The organism is Natronospirillum sp. (assembly GCF_022565775.1).
Taxonomy (GTDB): domain Bacteria; phylum Pseudomonadota; class Gammaproteobacteria; order Pseudomonadales; family Natronospirillaceae; genus Natronospirillum.
The window spans coordinates 26745-49178 of record NZ_JAIUMC010000004.1; the positions used below are offsets into that span (position 1 = coordinate 26745).

21 protein-coding genes are annotated in these 22434 nt (G+C 60.2%); 15 read left to right on the forward strand and 6 right to left on the reverse strand.

All coding sequences use genetic code 11. From position 1 onward, the window contains the following. Window positions 1–43: 43 nt before the first annotated feature. Both LAT62_RS02070 and epmB read right to left on the reverse strand, forming a co-directional pair. The gene (locus LAT62_RS02070) at window positions 44–1783 is read right to left on the reverse strand and encodes a hypothetical protein (RefSeq protein WP_293378192.1); all 1740 of its coding nucleotides are present in this window, start codon (window positions 1781–1783) and stop codon (window positions 44–46) included. An 80-nt stretch (window positions 1784–1863) separates the two neighbouring features. Continuing rightward, a complete protein-coding gene (epmB, locus tag LAT62_RS02075; protein WP_293378195.1) occupies window positions 1864–2904 on the reverse strand; it encodes an EF-P beta-lysylation protein EpmB in 1041 nt (346 codons plus the stop codon). Between the two features lie 71 nt (window positions 2905–2975). Between epmB and efp the strand changes: the two genes are divergently transcribed. Continuing rightward, window positions 2976–3545, forward strand: a complete 570-nt coding sequence (gene efp, locus LAT62_RS02080; protein WP_293378198.1) for an elongation factor P — start codon at window positions 2976–2978, stop codon at window positions 3543–3545. 22 nt (window positions 3546–3567) lie between these two features. Then, window positions 3568–4536: an EF-P lysine aminoacylase EpmA gene (gene epmA, locus LAT62_RS02085; RefSeq protein ID WP_293378201.1), complete on the forward strand. Its 969-nt coding sequence runs from the start codon at window positions 3568–3570 to the stop codon at window positions 4534–4536. Between the two features lie 6 nt (window positions 4537–4542). Here the strand turns inward: epmA and LAT62_RS02090 are convergent, their stop codons facing one another. Then, window positions 4543–5178 (reverse strand): ProQ/FinO family protein, encoded by a 636-nt coding sequence (locus tag LAT62_RS02090; protein ID WP_293378204.1) that lies wholly within the window; start codon window positions 5176–5178, stop codon window positions 4543–4545. A 134-nt stretch (window positions 5179–5312) separates the two neighbouring features. Continuing rightward, window positions 5313–6179, reverse strand: a complete 867-nt coding sequence (asd, locus tag LAT62_RS02095) for an archaetidylserine decarboxylase (RefSeq protein WP_293378207.1) — start codon at window positions 6177–6179, stop codon at window positions 5313–5315. 75 nt (window positions 6180–6254) lie between these two features. Between asd and rsgA the strand changes: the two genes are divergently transcribed. From rsgA to orn, 3 genes are read left to right on the forward strand one after another with little or no spacing between them, the layout of a single operon-like run. Beyond that, window positions 6255–7283, forward strand: coding sequence for a small ribosomal subunit biogenesis GTPase RsgA (rsgA, locus tag LAT62_RS02100; RefSeq protein ID WP_293378210.1), 1029 nt, complete (start codon window positions 6255–6257; stop codon window positions 7281–7283). An 18-nt stretch (window positions 7284–7301) separates the two neighbouring features. Continuing rightward, window positions 7302–7814, forward strand: coding sequence for a hypothetical protein (locus LAT62_RS02105; RefSeq protein ID WP_293378213.1), 513 nt, complete (start codon window positions 7302–7304; stop codon window positions 7812–7814). A gap of 27 nt (window positions 7815–7841) precedes the next feature. Next, window positions 7842–8384 (forward strand): oligoribonuclease, encoded by a 543-nt coding sequence (gene orn, locus LAT62_RS02110; RefSeq protein ID WP_293378216.1) that lies wholly within the window; start codon window positions 7842–7844, stop codon window positions 8382–8384. A 48-nt stretch (window positions 8385–8432) separates the two neighbouring features. Here orn and LAT62_RS02115 read toward each other — a convergent pair whose 3' ends face one another. Together LAT62_RS02115 and queG are read right to left on the reverse strand one after the other, a co-directional pair. Next, window positions 8433–9773, reverse strand: a complete 1341-nt coding sequence (locus LAT62_RS02115) for a hypothetical protein (protein ID WP_293378219.1) — start codon at window positions 9771–9773, stop codon at window positions 8433–8435. Window positions 9774–9893: 120 nt separating this feature from the next. Then, window positions 9894–10979 (reverse strand): tRNA epoxyqueuosine(34) reductase QueG, encoded by a 1086-nt coding sequence (queG, locus tag LAT62_RS02120; protein WP_293378222.1) that lies wholly within the window; start codon window positions 10977–10979, stop codon window positions 9894–9896. 99 nt (window positions 10980–11078) lie between these two features. Between queG and tsaE the strand changes: the two genes are divergently transcribed. The 10 genes from tsaE to LAT62_RS02170 all read left to right on the forward strand — a co-directional run bounded on the left by tsaE (window position 11079) and on the right by LAT62_RS02170 (window position 22405). Further along, a complete protein-coding gene (gene tsaE, locus LAT62_RS02125; protein ID WP_293378225.1) occupies window positions 11079–11609 on the forward strand; it encodes a tRNA (adenosine(37)-N6)-threonylcarbamoyltransferase complex ATPase subunit type 1 TsaE in 531 nt (176 codons plus the stop codon). Next, the gene (locus tag LAT62_RS02130) at window positions 11606–12934 is read left to right on the forward strand and encodes an N-acetylmuramoyl-L-alanine amidase (RefSeq protein ID WP_293378228.1); all 1329 of its coding nucleotides are present in this window, start codon (window positions 11606–11608) and stop codon (window positions 12932–12934) included. The genes tsaE and LAT62_RS02130 overlap by 4 nt, the downstream gene beginning before the upstream one ends. After that, the gene (gene mutL / locus LAT62_RS02135) at window positions 12927–14816 is read left to right on the forward strand and encodes a DNA mismatch repair endonuclease MutL (protein ID WP_293378230.1); all 1890 of its coding nucleotides are present in this window, start codon (window positions 12927–12929) and stop codon (window positions 14814–14816) included. Before LAT62_RS02130 ends, mutL begins: the two co-directional genes overlap by 8 nt. Further along, entirely contained in the window at window positions 14817–15764 is a 948-nt protein-coding gene (gene miaA, locus LAT62_RS02140) for a tRNA (adenosine(37)-N6)-dimethylallyltransferase MiaA (protein WP_293378233.1), read from the forward strand. It begins immediately after the preceding gene. A 278-nt stretch (window positions 15765–16042) separates the two neighbouring features. Beyond that, on the forward strand, window positions 16043–16279 hold the full coding sequence (gene hfq / locus LAT62_RS02145) for an RNA chaperone Hfq (RefSeq protein ID WP_293378236.1): 237 nt from the start codon (window positions 16043–16045) through the stop codon (window positions 16277–16279). Between the two features lie 15 nt (window positions 16280–16294). Further along, window positions 16295–17596, forward strand: coding sequence for a ribosome rescue GTPase HflX (gene hflX, locus LAT62_RS02150; protein ID WP_293378239.1), 1302 nt, complete (start codon window positions 16295–16297; stop codon window positions 17594–17596). A gap of 76 nt (window positions 17597–17672) precedes the next feature. After that, window positions 17673–18821, forward strand: coding sequence for an FtsH protease activity modulator HflK (hflK, locus tag LAT62_RS02155; RefSeq protein ID WP_293378242.1), 1149 nt, complete (start codon window positions 17673–17675; stop codon window positions 18819–18821). A gap of 12 nt (window positions 18822–18833) precedes the next feature. Then, window positions 18834–19727: a protease modulator HflC gene (hflC, locus tag LAT62_RS02160; RefSeq protein WP_293378245.1), complete on the forward strand. Its 894-nt coding sequence runs from the start codon at window positions 18834–18836 to the stop codon at window positions 19725–19727. Window positions 19728–19890: 163 nt separating this feature from the next. After that, the gene (locus LAT62_RS02165) at window positions 19891–21075 is read left to right on the forward strand and encodes an ATP phosphoribosyltransferase regulatory subunit (RefSeq protein WP_293378248.1); all 1185 of its coding nucleotides are present in this window, start codon (window positions 19891–19893) and stop codon (window positions 21073–21075) included. Between the two features lie 34 nt (window positions 21076–21109). Then, a complete protein-coding gene (locus LAT62_RS02170) occupies window positions 21110–22405 on the forward strand; it encodes an adenylosuccinate synthase (protein WP_293378251.1) in 1296 nt (431 codons plus the stop codon). Window positions 22406–22434: the final 29 nt, after the last annotated feature.

A 22434-nucleotide genomic window follows, 5' to 3' on the forward strand; every position in this document is an offset into this window, starting at 1 on the left:
CCCGCTCTGTTGTCTGCTGCCAGGTCAATCCGTCAGCGACCCTTCAGAACTGTCTCCAGAGTGGGTCATTCTGCAAATCCAGCCCCGGCTGTGTGGACGGTTTTTCCGCTTCTGCGGTGCCGACCAGAGTGATTGCGAACTGCCCAACCGCGCTGGTTTCCGTGATCTTGCGCACCAGGCGATAGGCCTGCTGCTTGCCTCTGCGATAAAGCATTATCTTTTGCCCTGCCTGGGCACGTAACCGAGGCAGTATAACAGATTCCGGCTGGGCAACGGCCTTGATCTCGGGCAGCACTATGGCGCGCAGAAAACTGCTGTGCTGACCCGTTTTGTTGAGTATCCGGGCCGCGCAGGCCTCGGCCTGGGGAGACAGCAATTCGACACCGCCGCGCACACCCGAGCCTCGATACTGGCGCAACCAGCGTAACAGGCCAATGGTCCGGTGTGAGGCATTCTCGGGTTTTACACTGATAACCTCGCCCATCACCAGCGATTCCGGCGCCGGTTCAGGCCAGTGCAGACAGAAGCCGCGCGGGCTCATGTTGATGGCTGCGGCGGGATATTCCGGTACCTGGATATATTCTTCCTCAATGGCTGCCGCTTCTTCTTGCTCTGGAGCAGGGATATCGGGCAACCGATTGTCACCGGCGTCAAACGAATATTCCCAGACATCCCGAGAGCGGATGGTTTCCATGGTATCTCTGGCCTGGAAACGATCTTCACGGCTGCCCTGTTCAATCAGGTAGCCTTCGTAGGGCGTCAGAAAACTATCGAAACTCTTGCCATGGCAAAGCTGGCTGTGCACGGCAGACAACCCCAGAGTCACCGACACCTGCCCTTCGGACGGCTTGCGCCGGAAGCGGCGAGGCTGCGCCCGGTCCCAGGCCAGGCTCAGGTGCTCGCGCAGGCGGTCGGTGACGCCGCGCACGTCGGGCAGTGTTTCCGGCTTCTGCAGCGCCTTGACCAGCTTGTCGGTGTGCAGGCTCATGCTGCCGGCGTGCAGGGTGGTCTGTGGCGTCAGGTAGGCAGGCCCATAGTCCTGGGACAGGTCAACCACATAGATGCCGCCCTGACTCGCCTTTTCAAGTTTGGAGAAGGAGGACCAGGACAGACAGGCGCGATACAACGGCTCTAGCTCATGGCGCTGCAACTGAAAGGGCTGCGCGATGCTGAACAGCAAAGCAGCCTTGTAGGACTGGGCCAACGTGGTCGATTCTCCCAGCCAATCATGCTTGTGCTCGGCATTGCCTTCCTTCAGGCCATGCTGATACAGACCGTGCAGTTCCAGCCAGAAGCCCTTGGGGGCGGGCAGGTACAGCGAAAACATGCGGCGCAGGTTGGGCAGGATGGCACAGATGCAGTGGTGCAGTGCTCGCGAGGTGATTTCCTTGCGCCCCAGCCCCCAGCCGGAGGTGGCGGCAAAGGCCACACCCTTGTAGCCGGTGCCCAGTTCCGTGGCCAGGCCGTGGGTCAGACTGAGGACCTTGCGCTCCAGTTCGTCCAGTGCGAAAGGCCTTTCCAGGTATTTGCGAAACAGGCCGTCGGCGGCATATTCGATTTCGGGGGCCAGAATATCCAGCAATTCCAGCTTGTCTGCGGGGCTTATCTTCAGTTGATTGATTTCGCGCAGCGCACCAAAGAGCTTACGGCTGGTTTCCGTATGATTGACCTTGGGCAATTGCTCGACCCACTGCTCAATACTGCGCGGTTTGGCATTACTGAAGGAGAGCGCCTTGCGTGAGGGCTCAGGCGGGTTCAGATATGTATTCGATCGTTGCGACATCCACTATCCTTCACGCCAGCGGAACAGCCTGTCTCAATATTGTCATCAAGCCGCATACTGAGCAAGTTTGGCGCCCGTTGTCAGGCCAAATCATTCAGCCCGCGCTTACTGACGTCACCTGGAACTTCCCTGACCAGTCGCGGTACCAGAAACCCGGGTAAAAGCCCCTGAATTTCCCTGTAAAGCGCTTTGGCCTCGCCATCCCCCACAGTGAAGTGAGCGGTGCCGGCGACCGCGTCTGTCTGATGAAGATAGTAGGGTAGCACGCCGATTGCAAAAAGTCGTTCACTGAGCGCCGCGAGCACCGCACTATCTGCGTTGACGCCACGCAGCAGAACAGCCTGATTGAGCAGTGTGACAGGTGACATGCGCCAGGGTTCCATACGCTTTGCCAGTCGAGTGTCCAGTTCCCGGGCATGGTTGGCGTGCAGCACGAGAATCGGCTGCAGACGACTGCCGGTCAGCGTGTCGAGCAGGGTGCGGGTCAGGCGGTCCGGAAGCACCACCGGCAGGCGGCTGTGCAGCCTGACCCGGCGCAGATGCGGAATGTCTGCCAGCGCATCAAGCCAGCCTGCCAGCACCTTGTCGGGCAACATCAGCGGGTCGCCACCACTGAAAATCACCTCATTGATGCTGCTGTCGGATCTCAGGTACTCCAGAATGTGCTGTCGCTCCGTTGCTGACAGCCGGTGTTCGGAATAGGGAAAGTGGCGGCGAAAACAGTAGCGGCAATGAATGGCGCAGGCACTGGTCGGCACAATCAGCACCCGAGAGCGATACTTGTGAATCAGTCCGGGCATGACCGTGGCCACCTCTTCGGCCAGTGGGTCGGTGACATAGCCGGCTGTGGGTTCCGCTTCCCGGGCCCAGGGGAGCACCTGGTGCAGCAGCGGGTCTGCCCAGTCGCCCGGCTGCATCAGGCTGGCAAAATGACGGGTTACCCGCACCGGGAACCCATTCTGTGCCATGTCGGCCAGCTCTGCCGGCGGATTGGAGAGTTGCAGATGAGCCAGCAGCTCGGGCAGAGTGGTGATCATGTCGGTCAGTTGTGCCTGCCAGGCATCTTTTTCCGGGGTGTCGACGGGTCTGAACTGCAACGGCTGGTGGTTTCCGGTTATCATAGCGACCTGTAAATGAGTAGTGAGGGTCCGCCGTGTCGCGGGCCAGACTGAAAACGACGGACGAGAGCATTATGGCAACCTATTCTACCAACGAATTCAAAGGCGGTCTCAAGGTGCTGCTGGATGGCGATCCCTGCACCATAGTCGACAACGAATTCGTCAAACCCGGCAAGGGCCAGGCGTTCAACCGGGTGAGGCTCAAGAACCTCAAGACCGGCCGGGTCTGGGAGCGTACCTTCAAATCGGGTGAATCCATCGAATCTGCTGATGTGATGGACCTGGATATGGAATACGTTTATACCGATGGTGAGTTCTGGCATTTCATGAAAACAGATGGCTCTTTCGAACAGTATGGGGCCAGCGGCGAAGCCGTGCGTGAAGCCCAGGACTGGCTCAAGGAGCAGGAAGTCTACACCGTCACCTTGTGGAATGATGCTGTGCTGACGGTAACCCCCCCCAATTTCGTCGAACTGCAGATCGTGGAAACAGACCCGGGTGTGCGTGGTGACACTGCCACCGGCGGTACCAAGCCCGCTACACTGAGCACGGGTGCCGTGGTCAAGGTACCTCTGTTTATCGACAATAACGAGGTCATCCGGGTCGACACCCGCAGCGGCGAATACGTATCGCGCGCCAAGTAGCGCCGGCTGTCCGGAGCGGACCATGACCGATGCCGAGCCCCTCGACGCCTGGAAGCCCGCAGCCTCTTTTGAGGCGCTGCGGCGCCGGGCTTCCCTCTATGCAGATATCCGGCAGTTTTTCGCTGACCGTGAAGTGCTGGAAGTCGATACGCCGATGCTCAGCGGGGCCATGAATCCGGACCACCAGATCGAATCACTGGCGGTTAATCATGCTGACTCGCCACGTTACCTGCATACCTCGCCCGAGTTTCCCATGAAACGTCTGCTGGCGGCTGGCAGCGGTCCGATCTGGCAGCTTTGCCGGGTGTTCCGCAAGGGCGAAATCGGGCGTCGCCACAACCCCGAGTTCACCATGCTGGAATGGTATCGGCCAGGCTTTGACGAGCATCAGCTGATGCAGGAAGTGACGGCGTTGCTCGAAGCGGTACAGGGAGGCCCCGTGGCCACTCAGGTAGTGAGCTATCGTGAGGCGTTTCGGCAACAGGCCGGATTTGATCCCTTGGCGATCGACCTGGCAGAGCTGCGTCGGCTGACCCGGACGCGCTTTGACTGGTCCGATGACGAAAGGGATTCGATGCTGGACCTGTGGCTGGCCGAGGTAGTTGAGCCTGGCTTGCCACCCGATGTGCTGACCTACATTCACGCCTGGCCGGACAGCATGGCCGCCCTCGCCCGTATCGAGCCGGACAGAGACAGCGGTGTTCCGGTGGCACGGCGGTTCGAGGCTTTCTGGCAGGGAATGGAGTTGGCCAATGGCTACTTTGAACTGACGGATGCTGCCGAGCAGACGCAGCGTTTCGAGCGCGAACATCGCCTGCGCGCCCGGGGTCGACAGCATGTCGCCCCCATGGATCGCTACCTGCAGGCAGCTCTGGTTGCCGGGATGCCCGAATGCGCCGGAGTGGCGCTGGGTGTGGATCGTCTGCTGATGGCATTGACCGGAGAAAAGGACATCCGTCGAGTTTTGGCCTTTCCGGAAGACCGGGCGTGAAAACGGTCAGTCGCTGTTGAAGCGACGCGCCAGGTGTTCCAGCTTGGCATTGAGTCGTTCTTCCGGATTGCCGCTCTGCACTTCTTTCTCGGCCCCCTGCCATTGCTTGTCCGCTTTGCGGGGCTCGCTTTTGGCTTTGGGCTTGTCCTTGTCTTTGCCGGAAGCAGAGGCTCCCTTGCCTGATTTCGCCCGCGGCGGCTTGCGGCGCTGTTGCTGGCGTTCCTGGCGACGTGCGGCGCGACGCGCTTCGATGTCTTCGACTCTCTTTTTCGCGTGCTCGGCATCTTCAGCCGACACTTCTCCCGCTTCGCCATTCAGATCAAAGCGCTTGCCGCCGCCGGCCACGGCACGAATGTAGGCCAACTGGCGAACGTAAAAGTTCAGTGCCCGACGAATCTTGGTTTTGGACAGCTTGCCATCCTCGGCCAGACTCACGTGAATACCGATTTTCAGCGGCTTGGGGGCCTGCAGGTTGAACAAGTCCGGATAGGTCTCGGACAACAGGGCGAAAGCCGCCTTGTTGGGATGTACCTTGGGCTCGGCAGGGGCTGCAGAGGCCTGCTGCGGGGCTTCAGCGTTCTCGGAAGTATCCTGAACGGTCTGTTCGGCTTGCGCTGCAGCCTCTGTTTTCGTTTCTGTCACGGGCCTGTTTGCTCGCTTTTGTGGCTCTGGGATGCGGTATCAGTGCAGGATGGCGGCGCCAGCCTACACAGACAGGCCGCATTCTGCGGGTATCGCTCTGGCCCGTCAACCTCAGTCGTGCAAGAAAGCACCGTTCATCTGGTGTCCTGGGCAGACAGTGGTTCGCCTACCTGAACCGGTTTGCCGGGCGCAAGGGTGTCAGTCCAGGGGTGATCACTGTCCGCGGTCAGCATGACGACGGTGGAGCCGAGCAGGAAGCGCCCCATCTCGTCACCGCGGCTGAACACCGGCGCATCCTGCGTATAGTCCCAGCGGGCGATCCCGCCCTTGCGCGGCGCCACAGTGCCCGCCCAGGTCGTGGCGATACTGGCCACGATCATGGCGCCGACCAGCACCAGGGCCGCAGGGCCCTGGGCGGTGTCAAATTCGCAGACCACCCGCTCATTTCGTGCAAACAGTGCCGGCACCCGCTCTGTGGTGGTCGGATTCACGCTGAACAGCCGACCCGGGACGAAAGTCATGCGGCGCAGCGTTCCGGCAAACGGCATGTGGATACGGTGATAATCGCGCGGCGACAGATACAGGGTGGCAAATCGGCCCTGGTCATACTCCGTCGGACCGGTCGGGCTGCGACCGAGCAGAGCAGCCGTGGTGAACTGGTGGCCCTTGGCCTGAAAGATCGTCCCCTGGTCAATCCGGCCCGCCTGGCTGACGGCACCATCCACCGGACAGATCATTGTGTCCGCGGGCCACTGGGCAGCTTGGGCCAGCGGCCGCACCTCGGGGCGCAGCGGGCGGGTGAAAAATTCGTTGAAACTGCTGTAGGCCTCGGGTTCGGGCTGCACGGCTTCACTCATGTCGACCTTGAAGCGGCGGGCAAAGCCGCGGATCAGCCATTGGGCGAGCCAGCGCCGTTCGCTGTGGGCAAGGCGTCCGACAAGACGACTCAAACCATGATGAGGTAGACTGTATTGCAGGGCAACGAAGAGCGACTTGAGCATGGGGTCGTCCCGATAATCGATTGGTAACAAAACGCGGGGGATAGCCTACAGGGTCGCCCGAATACAGGCAATTGCATGGCTAAAAGAAACCTCTCCAGGCGCCAGTTGGCGCGTATCCGGCACACCCAGCATGAGCGGCAGCGACGCTCCGAAAAACGTGCTGATGATATCGAGAAAGCGCTCAGTGCCGGAGAACTGGGTGAGGAGCGCCGGGGGCGTGTGCATGCCCATTATGGCGCTACCCTGGATATCGAGGACACCGGTACGGGTGACCTGGTCCGCTGTCACCAGCGGGCCAACCTGCCGGCGCTGGTGACCGGCGACTGGGTGACCTGGCGTCCCGGCAGCGGTGAAACCGGCATTGTCGTGGCTCAGGAGTCGCGCACCAGTCTGCTGGCGCGTCCGGATCTGCGTGGCAATATGCGCCCGGTGGCGGCCAACATCGACCAGATGATGGTTGTGTTTTCCTGCTCTCCGGCGACCCCGGTGGCGTTGCTCGACCGCTATCTGGTGGCAGCGGCGCTGTCCGACATCCAGCCGGTGTTGCTGCTGAACAAATCGGATCTGCTGTCGGCCGATGATCCCTACCAGCAGTTTCTGCGCGACTACGAAGCGCTGGGTTATCCTACTTTGCTGCTCAGCGCGCTGGAACCGCTGGACGAGACGCTGGTGCCGCATCTGCAGGAGCGCACCAGTGTGTTTGTCGGCCAGTCCGGGGTTGGCAAGTCCTCGCTGATCAATCAACTGCTCGGAGAATCCATCTCCGTGCAGACCGTGTCGGAAGCCACCGGCAAGGGCCGCCATACGACCACCCGGGCGGAGCTCTACCATATGCCGGGCGGCGGCGCCCTGATCGATTCACCGGGTATCCGGGAATTCGGCCTGTGGCATATTCCGCCCGAAGACGTGGTGGCCGGTTTCCCCGAGTTTCATCCCTGGCTTGGCCAATGTCGTTTTCGGGACTGTCGCCACCTGGAGGAGCCGGGCTGCGCGCTGCGCCAGGCAGTGACAGAGGGCAAGGTGCTGGCGCGACGACTGAAGAGCTACCACACTATCCTGGCGTCGCTGGGCGAAGCCAACCCGTTTCAGCAATTTGCCGAATAGAACAGGGAGCGTGAAACCATGTCCGAGGACGACAAGCCGCAATCAGAGTCAGGCACCCGCCGTTTCGAGTCAATTGAAGGCGCGCGAGACCAACTGTTGGACGTGATGGCTCGCGCCCGGGATACCCTCTGGATCATGACGCCGAATCTCTGGCCAGCGCTGTTCGATGAGGTTGAGGTTGTCACTGCCATCAAGGATCTGGCGCTGCGCCATCAGCGCGTGCAGATCAACATCCAGGTTGCCGAGGTGCGCCACTGGCAGTCGGACGGGCATCGCTGGCTGCCGCTGATCCAGCGCTTGCCAAGCCGCTTTGACGTACGTCAGTATCAGCGCGACTACTGGGAGCGCAATGGCTACAGTGAGCACCGCGTATTTGCCGATCGACAACTGGCCTGGTGCGCCCAGTCCGAAGCGCCCCCTGCAGGCTTCAGTCATCTGGACGACGCCGGCCTGGTCAGGGTCTGGCAGGGCGAGTTTACCCAGCATCACAAATTCACGCAGGAGCCCAGCCGCCTGCGCCGGCTCACTTGAACCCCCAATGCAGTTACAGGAAGACACATGAACAAAGACACCAACCTGGTCTGGATCGATTTGGAGATGACCGGTCTGGACCCGGAGAAAGAGCGCATCATCGAGATCGCCACCATCGTCACCGATGACCAATTGAACATTCTCGCCGAAGGCCCGGAGCTGGTCATTCATCAGCCCCAGGGCCTGCTTGATGCCATGGATGAATGGTGTGTACGCCATCACGGCGAATCCGGGCTGACGCAACGGGTTATCGAAAGCCGGGTGACCGAAGCCGAGGCGGAAGCGGCAACGCTGAAGTTCCTGCAGAAGTGGGTCACACCCGGGCGCTCACCGCTGGCCGGCAACACCATCGGTCAGGATCGGCGCTTTCTGGTCAAGTACATGCCGAAGCTCGAAGCCTTTGTGCATTACCGGAACCTTGATGTGTCCACGCTGAAAATTCTGGCCAAGCTTTGGAAGCCGGAGATTGTTGACGGTTTCAAGAAGAAGAACGCGCATCGTGCACTGGATGATATCAAGGAGAGCATCGAAGAGCTGCGCTACTATCGCACACACTTTATCGATGCCTGAGAAAGCGAAAACGGAGGCCCCGAATGGGGCCTCCGAGGGTTTCAGTCCTCAGAAATCGTATGAAATCTGGGCATGAGTCGTCAGTGCATTGTTCACACCGGCGGTGAACAGGGCCTGGTTGACCACAAAGCGCGCGTGCAGACGATCCACCACTTCGCGCTCAAAGCCGATTCTGGCTTGCGGGTTGCTGATACCCCAGTTGGTACTGGCGTTGGTGATTTCCTCGGCTTCTTCTTCGCCGGCATTCCAGGAGTAATTGGCCTGACTGTTGTGGCTGAATAGGTTGTCCGAGACGCTGGCCGCCCAGGAAGTCCGGTCGGAACTGGAGAACTCCAGACCCATGGCGAACGGCATACGATACCGCACATAGTCGACGTAATCTTCAGACTCGTTACCGTCCAGTTGATTCTCGAAGCCGATAGTGGCTGAGGTCCGGGTCAGACCGAGCGATGTGGTGATTCGGGTGCGATTGTTGACAAACCGCTCATGGGAACCCACCAGGCCGAAAGACAGCCGGGTTTGAATATTCACCTGATCGGTAAATTCATTGTCATCATCTTCAGCTTCGGTCAGAAAAGAGGCGGCGGTGCGGCCGATGAAACCCGACACCATGGTGGCCGAATCCGAGTCTTCCAGCGCCGTATACTTGCCGGTGGCCCCGAAGCGCAGGCCGCTGTCGTGACTGAAGGTGCCCTCGAGATCATTGTTGCCTTCATCGATGGCATTGAAGGACCCGAACGGCATGCCTACCGTGGCCGTTACTTCCAGCGGCATGTTGTTGAAAATGAAGCCGGTCGTGATGTTGGTCTCATAGAAACCGCCGGAAAACTCGTCGTCATCATCGCCCTGAACATCGAAGTCATTGCTGCGGCTGGTGGCGCGCAGATTGAAACGAAGGCCAAGGTCGCCGGCATCCAGTGAGCTGGCCCAGTAGATGTCCGCAATGTTGGTTGGTGCAAAGCTGCCACCCACGTCGGGTATTGCGCTGCTGTCCAGGGTGCCGTCGCCGTCGGTGTCGCGCCGGTAGAGGTCGCCGTCAGCGGTCGGGCGCCCCAGGTAGATGCCCATGTTCTGGCCGAACACCGAGGTCCAGCCACCACCGCTGAAAGCGGCGGTGCCGAACCCGGTCTGGTTGAGTTCGGCACTGTCCTGCAGGTCCAGGCTGTAGGCCGGGTTGATGATGTGGTTTCTCGAATTGGACAGGGTCAGATAACCCTGCCCCAGCACGGCGCCTTGATAATAGAAAGCATCGCTGTTCCAACCATCCAGTCCCAGGCCGGGCCCAGGGGTGCCGCCGCCGGCATTTACCCCACCGGGGAGAAAAACATTGGCGTGTGCAGTCGTGGCCAGGGTGGCCAGTGCAATAGAGGTGGCAAGTAGTCGCTTCATCGAAACAATCCCTTAAGATGTTGATAAGTGTGATCAGACTATCTTCCTTGAATCGGCTCTGAGAGTGCGCAGGGTCCTTCTGCTTCTCCGGGCCGCAGACTGGCATAAAACAGGATCAGGCTACTTCCCGGCCGCCATTGGCTGTTTTTTGTCCAGCTGCTTGAGTGCCCAGTTTATATGCTCCTTTACCATTTCGCTACAATCAATGCGCCGTTGGTGCAGGGCGGCCACTGCCTCGGGTCGGGCGGAACCGTTGCCCAGGGCCACGGCCAGATTGCGCAGCCAGTTCTCATAGCCGGTGCGTCGAATGGCCATGCCTTCGGTGCGCTGCAGGAAGGTCGCTTCATCCCATAGAAAAAGGTCAATCAGGTCGGCCTCATCCAATTGGTGGCGCGGCGTAAAGTCGGCTTCCCGGGTGTGCGGGGTGAATTTGGTCCAGGGGCAGAAAATCTGGCAGTCGTCACAGCCGAACACGCGGTTGCCCATGGGTTGGCGCAGATCTTCCGGAATCGGGCCGTCATGCTCGATGGTCAGATAGCTGATGCAGCGCCGCGCATCCAGTTCCCAGGCGCGGGTAAAGGCATTGGTCGGGCAGACATCCAGGCAGCGGGTGCAACTGCCGCAGTGCTGCGTTTCCTGCGGCGGGTCGGGGGGCAGTTCGAGATCGGTGAACAGCTCGCCGAGAAAAAACCAGGAACCGGCATGCTGATTGAGTACCAGCGTGTGCTTGCCAACCCAGCCCAGTCCGGCATTGCGCGCCATCGCACGCTCCAGTACCGGCGCACTGTCGGCAAAAGCCCGATAGCCGAAAGGCCCGATTTCACCTTCCAGCCAGCGTGCCAGTTGCACCAGCCGTTTGCGCATCAGCTTGTGGTAGTCCCGGCCCAGGGCATAGCGCGCTATGTAGGCCTTCTCGGGATGGTCCAGCAGTTCGGTTGTGCGCACATCCGGCAGATAGTCCAGACGCACGGAAATCACGCTGCGGGTGCCCGGCACCAGTTGATCGGCATGAAAACGCTTGTCGCCATGCTCGGACAGGAACGCTATGGTGCCGTGCAGGCCCCGGTCCAGCCAGCTCTGAAAGCGCGGCTTTTCAGCACTGACATCGGTGCCGGTCACTCCGGCGTCAGCGAAACCGAGCTGCTCTGCTTGCTGGCGCAAACGGACCTTGAGGTGTTCGGTATCGAGCGCCGCGAGGCGTTTCATAAGCGTAAAATACCTGTCCTGTTATTGGATCGTCGGGCTGTTTGACAGTAAAACTAATGATACACTCCGCTCGATAATGGAGCGACCTACACGTCCGAAATGCCAGATTTTCCGGTTAAAACAGATCCGATACGCCTGGGGGGTGAATCCGCCACGCTGGCGCTGGGCGAATGCCTGGCCATTGGCGTCAGGGCTCAGCCGCCACAGGAACGGGGTATTCTGGTGTACCTTGACGGTGATCTGGGCGCCGGCAAGACCACGTTGATGCGCAGCTACCTGCAGGGCCTGGGCTGGCGTGGCCGGGTCAAGAGCCCCACCTACACACTGGTTGAGCCCTATGAGTTTGACGGTTTTCAGGTGTATCATTTCGATCTGTACCGTTTGGGTTCGCCGGAAGAGCTGGAATTCATGGGTGTGCGAGACTATCTGGCCGCAGACAGCCAGTGCTTTGTTGAGTGGCCCGCACAGGGGCGGGGTGTTCTTCCCCCTGCTGATCTGGTTCTGCATCTGGAGCCTGCCGGTGAGGCAGAGCAGGACCGGTTGCTGACGGCAACCGCCATGGATGTCAGGGCACAGCCCTGGCTGGAGTCGCTCAACACCTGGATGCAGGGAGGCGTTGCAGCGTCATGATGAAACGCCTGTCGGTTGTCCTTGTATTGCTGGTCTTCTCTGCTGCAGCGCTGGCCAACTCCGTCACCAATGTCAGGCTCTGGCAGGCACCCGATCACACACGGATCGTGTTTGACCTGAGCAACGAAGTGGACCACCGGGTATTCACCCTGAGCAACCCCGACCGCGTCGTGGTCGACATGACCGGCACTACGCTCGGCGGCTCCTATGCCGACCTTGAGCTGGACGACAGCGGCGTCAGCAGCATCCGCTCTGCCCAGCGTGACGATGGCAGCCTGCGCGTGGTGCTGGATCTGGACAGTGAACTCACACCGCGCAGCTTCGTGCTGCAACCCAACGAACAGTATGGCCATCGCCTGGTGGTGGACCTGCAGCGCGACGACCGAACCTCCCCCACTATCGAGGCGGCGCGCGAGGTGCGGCGGGCCGAAACCGACGGTCAGCGTGATATCGTCATCGCCATTGATGCCGGTCATGGCGGTGAAGATCCGGGTGCCATTGGCGTGCGCGGCACCTACGAAAAGCATGTGGCCATGGCCATATCGCGTGAAATGGAACGGCTGATCGAAGACGCCGAAGGCTACACGCCCTTCATGGTGCGTACCGGTGACTACTACATATCACTGGTCCGGCGTCGGCAACTGGCGCGCGAGGCCAATGCCGACTTTTTCGTATCGGTGCATGCCGATGCCTTTACCAGTTCCCAGCCCTCCGGCGCCTCGGTCTATGCGCTCTCGGATGGCGGCGCCACCTCTACCATGGCGGAATTTCTGGCCAGCAGCGAGAACCAGGCCGACCGGGTCGGGGGTGTCAGCGGTGTCGACATGCAGGATATGGATGCCATGGTGCGGGAAGTGATCGTGGATCTCGCCATGACCCATTCCATGCAGGAAGGGTTGTCCATCGGCGAGCAGGTACTGCAACGCATGGGTCAGGTCACCAACCTGCACCGCAGGCGCGTCGAGCAGGCGGGCTTTGCGGTGCTGAAATCGCCTGACGTGCCCTCGATTCTGGTCGAGGCCGGCTTCATGTCCAATCCGCGTGATGAGGCGAATCTGGGGTCACAGGCCTATCGACAGCGCCTGGCCAGGGCCGTGTTCGACGGCATCAAGGATTACTTTGACGACAATCCGCCGCCCGGTACCTGGGTCTATACCCAGCGGCGCAATGCCAACAGTTTTGACAGCTACACCGTGCGCACGGGTGATACCCTTTCCGGTATCGCCACCCGCCATGGTATCTCGGTCAACCGACTGCGTGAAATCAACAACATGAATTCCGATGTAATCCGCGTCGGCCAGACACTGCGGGTACCCAATGGCTGACGGGGATTCGCATCAGTCACGTCGCATTCAGGTATTGTCTCCTCGCCTGGCCAACCAGATTGCCGCAGGGGAGGTGGTTGAGCGTCCGGCCTCCGTGGTCAAAGAGTTGATGGAAAACAGCCTTGATGCAAAAGCCGACCGCATTCAGGTTGAACTGGAGCAGGGCGGCGTCAAACGGCTGCTGGTACGCGACAATGGTCGCGGCATCCCGGAGGACGACCTGGCGCTGGCGCTCAGCCGTCATGCCACCAGCAAGATTCACAGTCTCGACGACCTGGAATCAGTGCAGTCCATGGGCTTCCGGGGGGAGGCGCTGGCCTCGGTCAGTTCGGTCTCCCGCCTGACGCTGACCAGTCGTCATGAGGCGGCTGAGCAGGCCTGGCAGGCCCGCACCAGTGGGCGGGACATGGTGCCCGAAGTGGCCCCCGCGGCGCATCCGGTGGGTACCAGCGTTGAAGTCCATGATCTCTTCTTCAATACCCCGGCCCGCCGCCGCTTTCTCAAGACCGAGAAAACCGAATTCAATCACGTCGAAGAAGCCTTCAAACGCATTGCCCTGGGTCAGTGGGGCTGTTTTCTGAGCCTGAAACACAATGGCCGGGTGGTACACAGCCTCAAGGCCTGCCATTCGCGCCCCGAGCAGGAAAAGCGGGTAGCCGACCTTTGCTCCCCGGAGCTGATGCAACAGTGTGTGTTCATGGAAATGGAGCACCTGGGCATGCGCCTCTGGGGCTGGCTCGGACTGCCGACGTTCAATCGGCGTCAGGCCGACATGCAGTATTTCTTCGTCAACGGGCGTCCGGTGCGTGACCGGGTGGTCAGCCATGCGGTCAGGCAGGCCTACCGCGACGTGCTGTTCCATGGCCGGCATCCGGCCTATGTGCTGTATCTGGAACTGGACCCCGCGGGCGTTGACGTCAATGTCCACCCGACCAAGCACGAAGTGCGTTTTCGCGAGTCGCGGCAGGTGCATGATTTTCTGTTTCGTACCCTGCATCGGGCGCTCGCCGAGGTCTCTCCGGATACCCATCAGCCGGCGGCCAATTTGTCGGCGGCCACCCGAGAGCCGGAGATCAGGCCGGAACAGGGCAGTATGCCTCTGCGCGATCCTGGGTCGCAGTTTTCTGCTTCGGCGCCTGATCAGGGTGCCAGTGGGGGCGCTTCTGCCGGAATGGCACAGCCCACAGCCTTTGACAGCCCGGCCGCCCGCCACTGGCAACAGTCCAGAGCCCGCCCGGGCGTGGTGGCGGACCAGTTGGCCGCCTACCGGCAGTTGCATGCTGACGACGCCCGGGAGGCGCCGCCAATGGGATACGCGCTGGCACAGCTGCACGGTGTATACATTCTGGCGCAGAACCAGCACGGCCTGGTACTGGTCGACATGCATGCGGCTCATGAGCGGATTACCTACGAGCGCATGAAACAGGCGATGGATGACAGTCGTATCGCAGGGCAGCCGGTACTGGTGCCGCCGGTGGTGCATGTGTCGCAGCGGGAGGCGGACGCCGCCGAAAACTTCAATGACAGCTTCCGTGCTTTCGGGTTTGATGTGCGGCGCACCGGGCCGGAGCAGATTTCGGTCTATGAGGTGCCGGTGTTTCTGCCTGCCCAGCAGGTCGAGGATCTGGTGCGTGATGTGCTGGCGGAACTGGTCCAGTTCGACACCAGTGATGCGATACTGGCCGCCCGTGATGGCATCCTGTCGACCATGGCCTGCCATGGTTCGGTGCGCGCCAACCGCAAGCTGACGGTGCCGGAAATGAATGCCCTGCTGCGTGACATGGAGATTACCGAACGCAGTGGCCAGTGCAATCACGGTCGCCCGACCTGGGTGCAACTGAGCATGTCAGAACTGGACCGGCTGTTTTTGCGAGGCCAGTAGATGACGCTGCCGGTGATCTGTCTGATGGGGCCGACGGCCTCCGGCAAGACGGGCTTGAGCATAGAGTTGGCGCAGGCCCTGAATGGCGAAATTGTCTCGGTGGACTCGGCGCTGATCTATCGCCAGATGAATATCGGCACGGCCAAACCGGACCTACACGAGCGGGCCGGTGTACCGCATCACTTGATTGACATCCTGGACCCGGTCGAAAGCTATTCCGCACAGGATTTCCGCGACGACGCGCTGGCGCTGATCGACACCATCAGGCAGCGCGGGCGTACCCCCATTCTGGTGGGAGGCACCATGCTGTATTTCCGCATCCTGCTGTCGCCCATGGCCCACTTGCCGCCCGCTGATCCGAACCTCAGAGCCGAACTGGACGCACAGTTCCGGACGCAGGGGCCCACGGCCCTGCATGGCGAACTGCAGCGCCTCGACTCCGAAGCGGCGGCGGCCATTCATCCGCACAACCGGCAGCGCCTGATTCGTGCCGTCGAAGTGTGCCGGCTGACCGGTCAGCCGATGACGGCGCTTTGGCGACGTGATCAGGTCTTGCCTGCGGCGGGCACGGTGAGCAATGACTTTCCCGGGCCGACCATACAACTGGCCGTGGCGCCTCGTGAACGCAAGACGCTGCACGGGCGGATAGAGAAGCGCTTTGACCGGATGCTCGCAAGCGGATTCGAGGACGAGGTGCGGGCGCTTTACGAGCGTGGCGACCTCACCGCCGAACATGCCTCGATGCGCTGCGTCGGGTACCGACAGATGTGGGATTATCTGTCCGGTCATTTGCCGTGGAGCGCCATGCGTGAGCGCGGCATTATCGCCACCCGGCAACTGGCCAAACGACAATTGACCTGGCTGCGAGGCTGGCGGAATGTCGAGCACTTTGATACTCTTGCGCCGGATTTGGCACGGCAGGTGCTAGAGGCCATTCGGCGCTCTTGAGCACTGAATTTGAGGTTCAGCATCTGCTTCAGACAAAACATCGATGTCGGCTGTCCAGCAGGCAAATTACCAACCGCCGCAAAGGCCCGTGAAAAACGCTGTGGCCCTTGCGTCACTTTGCTATAGTAGTGCAGGTATGGAGTAACAGAGCCCAAGTTGTTGTGCGGGCAGAGTCTTTGGAGGCTTGAAAAAGCATCCGGTACGGCTCTGTCAGGTGCTCTGCCGAGGTTGCTGAGAACAGCATCCTGATAACTACTAGAAGAATTGAGGAGTGAACCATGTCCAAAGGACAAAGCCTTCAGGACCCCTATCTTAACTTTTTGCGCAAAGAGCGCATCCCTGTGTCTATTTTCCTGGTCAACGGGATCAAGCTGCAAGGCCAGATAGAGTCCTTTGATCAGTTCGTGATTCTGTTGAAAAACACAGTATCCCAGATGGTGTACAAGCATGCCATCTCCACCGTTGTTCCTTCGCGGCCGGTCAAGTTGCCGCAGCCCGAGGAGGACGAAGCCTGATTGTGGAGAACCTGATTGCTCTTTGAACGCGCCCAGGGCGGCGACCGGGCCATACTGGTCCATATCGACTTTCCAGAGGGTGATGAGCGCGAGGACGCCGCCGAATTCGTTGAATTGGTGAATTCGGCTGGCGCCGAACCCATGACGTTGATCACCACCCGTCGCAATACACCGCATCCCAAGCTCTTTATCGGCTCCGGCAAGGTACAGGAGATCAAGGACGCCATCAGCGAATATGAAGCCGATGTCGTGCTGTTCAATCACAGCCTGTCACCTAGCCAGGAACGCAACATAGAACGGGAAGTGGAGTGTCGTGTGCTGGATCGCACCGGCCTGATTCTGGACATCTTTGCCCAGCGGGCACGCACCCATGAGGGCAAGCTTCAGGTTGAGCTGGCCCAGTTGCAGTACCAGTCGACCCGACTGGTGCGAGGCTGGACGCACCTGGAGCGCCAAAAGGGCGGTATCGGGCTGCGCGGACCGGGTGAAACCCAACTGGAAACGGACCGCCGCCTGCTGCGGGATCGGATCGTCCATATCCAGCGCCGACTGGGCAAGGTGGAAAAACAGCGTAATCAGGGGCGACGTTATCGGCAGCGCTCCGACACGCCGACAGTCGCGCTGGTGGGCTATACCAACGCCGGCAAGAGCACCCTGTTCAACGCGCTGACTGCTTCCAATGTGTATGCGGCAGACCAGTTGTTTGCCACGCTCGACCCGACGCTGCGCCGTCTGCAGGTCAAGGACCTGGGGCCGGTTGTACTGGCTGATACCGTGGGCTTTATCCGACACTTGCCGCACAAGCTGGTGGAGGCGTTCAAGGCGACTTTACAGGAAACAGCAGAAGCTGACCTTCTTTTACACGTCGTGGATTGCGCCGCCAGCGAGCGGGATGCGAACATAGAGCAGGTAAATGAAGTGTTAAGTGAACTCGGGGTTGCTGAAAAGCCGACTCTTCTGGTGTTCAATAAGGCGGATTTGCTCGGCAAACCCGCCAATATTGACTTCACCGAGGACGGAGAGCCAGAACGGGTCTGGCTGTCCGCGCTGACTGGTGAAGGGTTCTCCCTGCTGCAAGACGCGATTGCGACGCGGCTCGGTGGTGATCTGTTCGCCGAGACGATCAGTGTGCCGCCCGCCTGGTCCGCATTGCGTGCGCAACTCTACAGCCTGGAGGCCGTGCAATCCGAGCGCTTTGACGACGAGGGGAACAGCCTGCTGGCCGTGCGCCTGCAGCGCAAGGACCTCCGTCGAGTACTGGGTCAGTGTGGTATTCCCGCCGGACATTATCTTGCAGAGCCGGAAACACTATACTAATCGGGATTTCAAACAAACAGGCCCCGGGTGGCGGGGTAACGAACAATCAACCTGAACCTTAGAACTGGAGAAAACCATGGCGTGGAATGAACCGCCTGATAACAGAAACAAAGATCAGGACCCCTGGGGACGACGCCCTAATGGAAATGGCAATCAGGGTGGCGGCCCACCTGACCTGGACCAGATTCTGGGTGAGTGGGGCAAAAAGCTGAACAGCATCCTGGGTGGCGGCAAGCGCTCTGGCGGTGGCGGGGGCGGCAGCTCCAGCGGCGGCGCTGGCCCTCAGAACATCAAGGGATTGGTGCTGGCAGCACTGATCGTCGTGCTGGGTGTGGGCCTCTACAATTCTTTCTACACCCTGGACGAACAGGAGCGGGGTGTGGTTCTGCGCTTTGGTACCTTCCACAAGCTGGAGATGCCCGGTCTGCGCTTCAAGCTGCCGCTGATCGATCAGGTGGAAAAGGTCAATGTCACCAACCTGCGGTCCTACAGCTATCAGGATCTGATGCTGACCGAGGACGAGAACATCGTGGATATCTCCATGACAGTGCAGTTCCTGGCTACTGATGCGCGGGCGTTCGCGCTCAATGTTCGTTCGCCTGAACGCAGCCTTGAAGATGCCGCCGACTCTGCACTGCGCCATGAAATGGGTGGTGTGATCATGGATGAGGTGTTGACCGCCGGTCGAGCGCAGCTTGCGCTGAATGTGCGGGATCGCCTGCAGCGGTACCTGGATAACTATGGTGCCGGCATCGAGATTAGTGCGGTCAATATCCGTGAAGCCCGAGCCCCGCAGGAAGTCCAGGACGCCTATGATGATGTCATCCGGGCGCGTGAGGACGAACAGCGGTTGATCAACCAGGCGCAGTCCTACGCCAATGAGGTCGTGCCGCTGGCACGCGGTCAGGCGCAGCGGCAATTGGAAGAAGCGGAAGCCTACCGGGCCGAGCTGGTGGCTACGGCAGAAGGTGATGCCTCGCGCTTCACCCAGTTGGCTGTCGAATATGCCAATGCACCCGAAGTGACCCGCGAGCGCCTGTATCTGGAGACCGTGTCCCGTATCTACAGCGAGGTCAACAAGGTCATGCTGGACGTGCGTGAGGGCAGTAACAATCTGATGTATCTGCCATTGGACCGCCTGTCCAATGGAGCAAGCCGAATGAGCGACGATGATATCGATCGTCTGAGTGAGCGGCTTGAACAGCGTTCACGCAACCGGAACTGAGGGGAATAACCAATGAGCACACGTAGCGTTACCATACTGGTTGTCCTGGGTCTGGTTGTTTTGCTGCTAAGCCAGACACTGTACATCGTGACCGAGAAAGAGCGCGCCATTCAGCTGCGCTTCGGTGAAGTGGTGGTTGATGACGTGCCTTCCGGTCTGCACTGGAAGGTGCCGTTTATCGACACCGTGGCCAAGTTCGACAGCCGCGTACTGACCAACAACTCGCAACCCGAGCGCTTCCTGACGGTTGGGCGTGAGAATCTGATCGTGGATGCCTTCGTCAAGTGGCGGGTGGATCGTCCGCGTGACTTTTATCGTGCCACGGCAGGTGATGAGTTTGCTGCCTCAGAGCGCCTGACCGCCATTGCCAACGATGCATTGCGCGCCGCCTTCGGTGTGCGCACCATCTTCGAGGTGGTTTCCGGCGATCGTGACGAACTGATCCGAGAAGTGACGCGTCAGGTCGACGAGGCGGGCAGTTCTGCACTGGGTGTTGAGGTCGTGGACGTCCGGATCAAGCGGATCGACCTTCCGCAGGAAGTCAGCGCGGCGGTATTCAGCCGGATGGAATCGGACCGGGAGCGTGAAGCCCGTGAGATTCGTTCGCGTGGTGAAGAGCAGGCCGAAGGGATCCGCGCCAACGCTGATCGTCAGCGTACGGAAATCATCGCCAACGCCTATCGCCAGGCGCAGTTCGTCCGCGGTGAAGGTGATGCCGAGGCGGCACAGACCTATGCCCAGGCTTTCGAGACTGACCGGGATTTCTATTCCTTCTGGCGCAGTCTGCAGGCCTACAACGATGCCTTCAGCAGTGACGACCTGTTCGTCATTGAGCCCGACAATGCGTTCTTCAGGTTCATGCATGATGCCAATGCAACAACGGGCATTACGCTGAGTGTTGAGTAAGCACGAAAACGGGTGAGACTTGATCGCATAAGCGGTATACTCCGGAAACCGGGCCAAACGGCCCGGTTTTTTGTTGTCTGTGATCCGGGCTTTCGGGTCAGATGCGGTGAAATTCGTCGCGCTATGACATGAGTACCAAACTGAGATCAGTATTCGATTCCCTATGAGTCAGACCGACCGCTGGCTGTTGCCAGACGCCATTGAGGAGGTACAGCCTCCGCTGGCCGGACATGTCGAGCGCCTGCGCCGACGCAGCCTCGATTATTTCGCCCGCTGGGGCTATGAGCTGGTGATGCCACCCCAGGCCGAGTTTCTGGAAAGTCTGCTGGCCGGCATGGCCAGTGACCTGGACCTTTTGACCTTCAAGGTAACCGACCAGCTGTCGGGCCGATTGCTGGGCATCAGCCCTGACCTGACGCAACAGGTGGCGCGCATGGACGCCCATAGTATCGGGCGTCAGGGGGTGGCACGGTACTGCTATTGCGCCCCGGTTCTGAATGCGCGCAAGGCCTCTCTGCTGAGTTCCCGCAATCCGCTGCAATTGGGTGCCGAGCTCTATGGCAGTGCCAATGCTGCGGCCGACCTGGAGATCATCTGCTTGATGGTCGGCCTGGCCGAAGATGTGGGACTGGATCAACTGACGCTGGATGTGGGTCATGTCGGCATCTACCGGGCTTTGGTGGAGCCTCTGGAGTTGCGTCCGCAGCAGCGCGCGGAACTGTTTGATTTGATGCGCCAGCGGGCCTTGCCGGAACTGGAAGCCTGGTTGCACCGGGAAGTCGATGACGAAGACGCGCGCTCGGTGCTTTTGGCGCTGCCTGGCTGGTCCGGTGGCCCGGAAGTGCTGTCCGGCCTTCAGGAGCGTCTGGCGCGGTTCGCGGTTGCGGAGCCTCTGGCAGCGCTGCAGCAGTTGATTGCAACCCTGCAGGTCAGGTTGCCCGAAGTGTCGCTGCATGTTGACCTGGCCGAACTGCGCGACTTCAACTATCACACCGGTCTGGTGTTTTCGCTGTTCCATCGGCAACACGGGCATGCGATTGCCAAGGGTGGGCGCTACGACGACACGGGCGCAGCTTATGGCCGCTCGAGACCGGCGACCGGTTTTTCGGCCGATCTGAAGACGCTGGCCGGGCTGACGGCAGAGCGACGCAGTCGTCAGCCGCGCCGTATATTTGTCCCGGCTCAGGACGATGCCGGGCTGCAGTCTACAGTGCGCCAGTTGCGCGCTGAAGGCGAGGTGCTGATACAGGGATTTGGTGATGTCGAGGCCGAAGCCCGGTCTCTGGATTGTACCCATCGGCTGGCCGAGCACTCCGGTGCCTGGCATATCATGCCGTTGGAAGACTGAATGCAACGCTAACTGGAAGGGTTGAACACAACAGATGGGTAAGAACGTCATTGTGCTGGGCACTCAGTGGGGCGACGAAGGCAAAGGCAAGATCGTCGACCTGCTAACCGATGAAGCAGAAGCCGTGGTGCGTTTTCAGGGTGGCCACAATGCGGGTCATACGCTGGTCATCAACGGCGAGAAAACGGTTCTGCACCTGATTCCTTCCGGAATCCTGCGTGACCACGTCACCTGCGTGATTGGCAATGGCGTTGTGCTGGCGCCGGATGCGTTGCTGGAAGAGATCCACATGCTGGAGGCGCGCAATGTGCCGGTGCGCGAGCGGCTGAAAGTCAGCCTGGCCTGCCCGTTGATCCTGCCCAACCATGTGGCCCTGGACAAGGCGCGTGAAGTGCGGCGTGGCAAGAAGGCCATCGGCACCACCGGGCGGGGCATTGGCCCGGCCTATGAAGACAAGGTGGCCCGTCGGGCCGTCAAACTGGGTGACCTTTATCGCCCGGAGATCTTCCGCGAGAAACTGGCCGAACTACTGGACTATCACAACTTTATTCTGACCGGCTATTTCGGTCAGCCGGCCCTGGAACTGAACGCCGTATTTGATCAGGTGGTCGAGCAAGGTGAGCAGATCCGCGACTTGGCCGATGATACGGTCGAATATGTGCACGGTGTGCGCATGCGCGGTGGCAACATCATGTTTGAAGGCGCACAGGGGTCGATGCTGGACATTGATCACGGCACCTATCCCTATGTGACCTCATCCAGTACCACGGCGGGTGGCGTATCTACCGGCTCGGGTTTTGGTCCACTGTATCTCGACTATGTGCTCGGAATTACCAAAGCCTACACCACGCGCGTCGGCGCCGGTCCTTTCCCGACTGAGCTGTTTGATGATGTCGGTATGGGTCTCGCCAGGCGGGGCAACGAATTTGGTTCAACCACGGGGCGTCCGCGTCGTTGTGGCTGGTTTGATGCCGTTGCCGTCCGTCACGCCATCCAGATCAATTCAATTTCCGGCCTGTGCCTGACCAAACTCGATGTGCTTGATGGCATGGATGAGGTTCGGGTCTGCGTCGGTTACGAAGACGAACAAGGCAGGAAAGTGCCGGTCCCGGCAGAAGCTGAAGGCTTCGAGCGCGTGAAACCGGTGTATGACACCTTGCCGGGGTGGCAGGAAAGCACCATGGGTGCCAAGTCGCTGGAGGACTTGCCGGAAAACGCCCGGAACTATATTCGTTATCTTGAGACTGCGGTTGGCGCGCCTGTGGACATCATTTCCACCGGGCCCGACCGTAGCGAAACCATTACATTGCGCCACGCCTTCTGTGACTGAAGACGTGTTGTGCCGAGGCGTAAGACGCC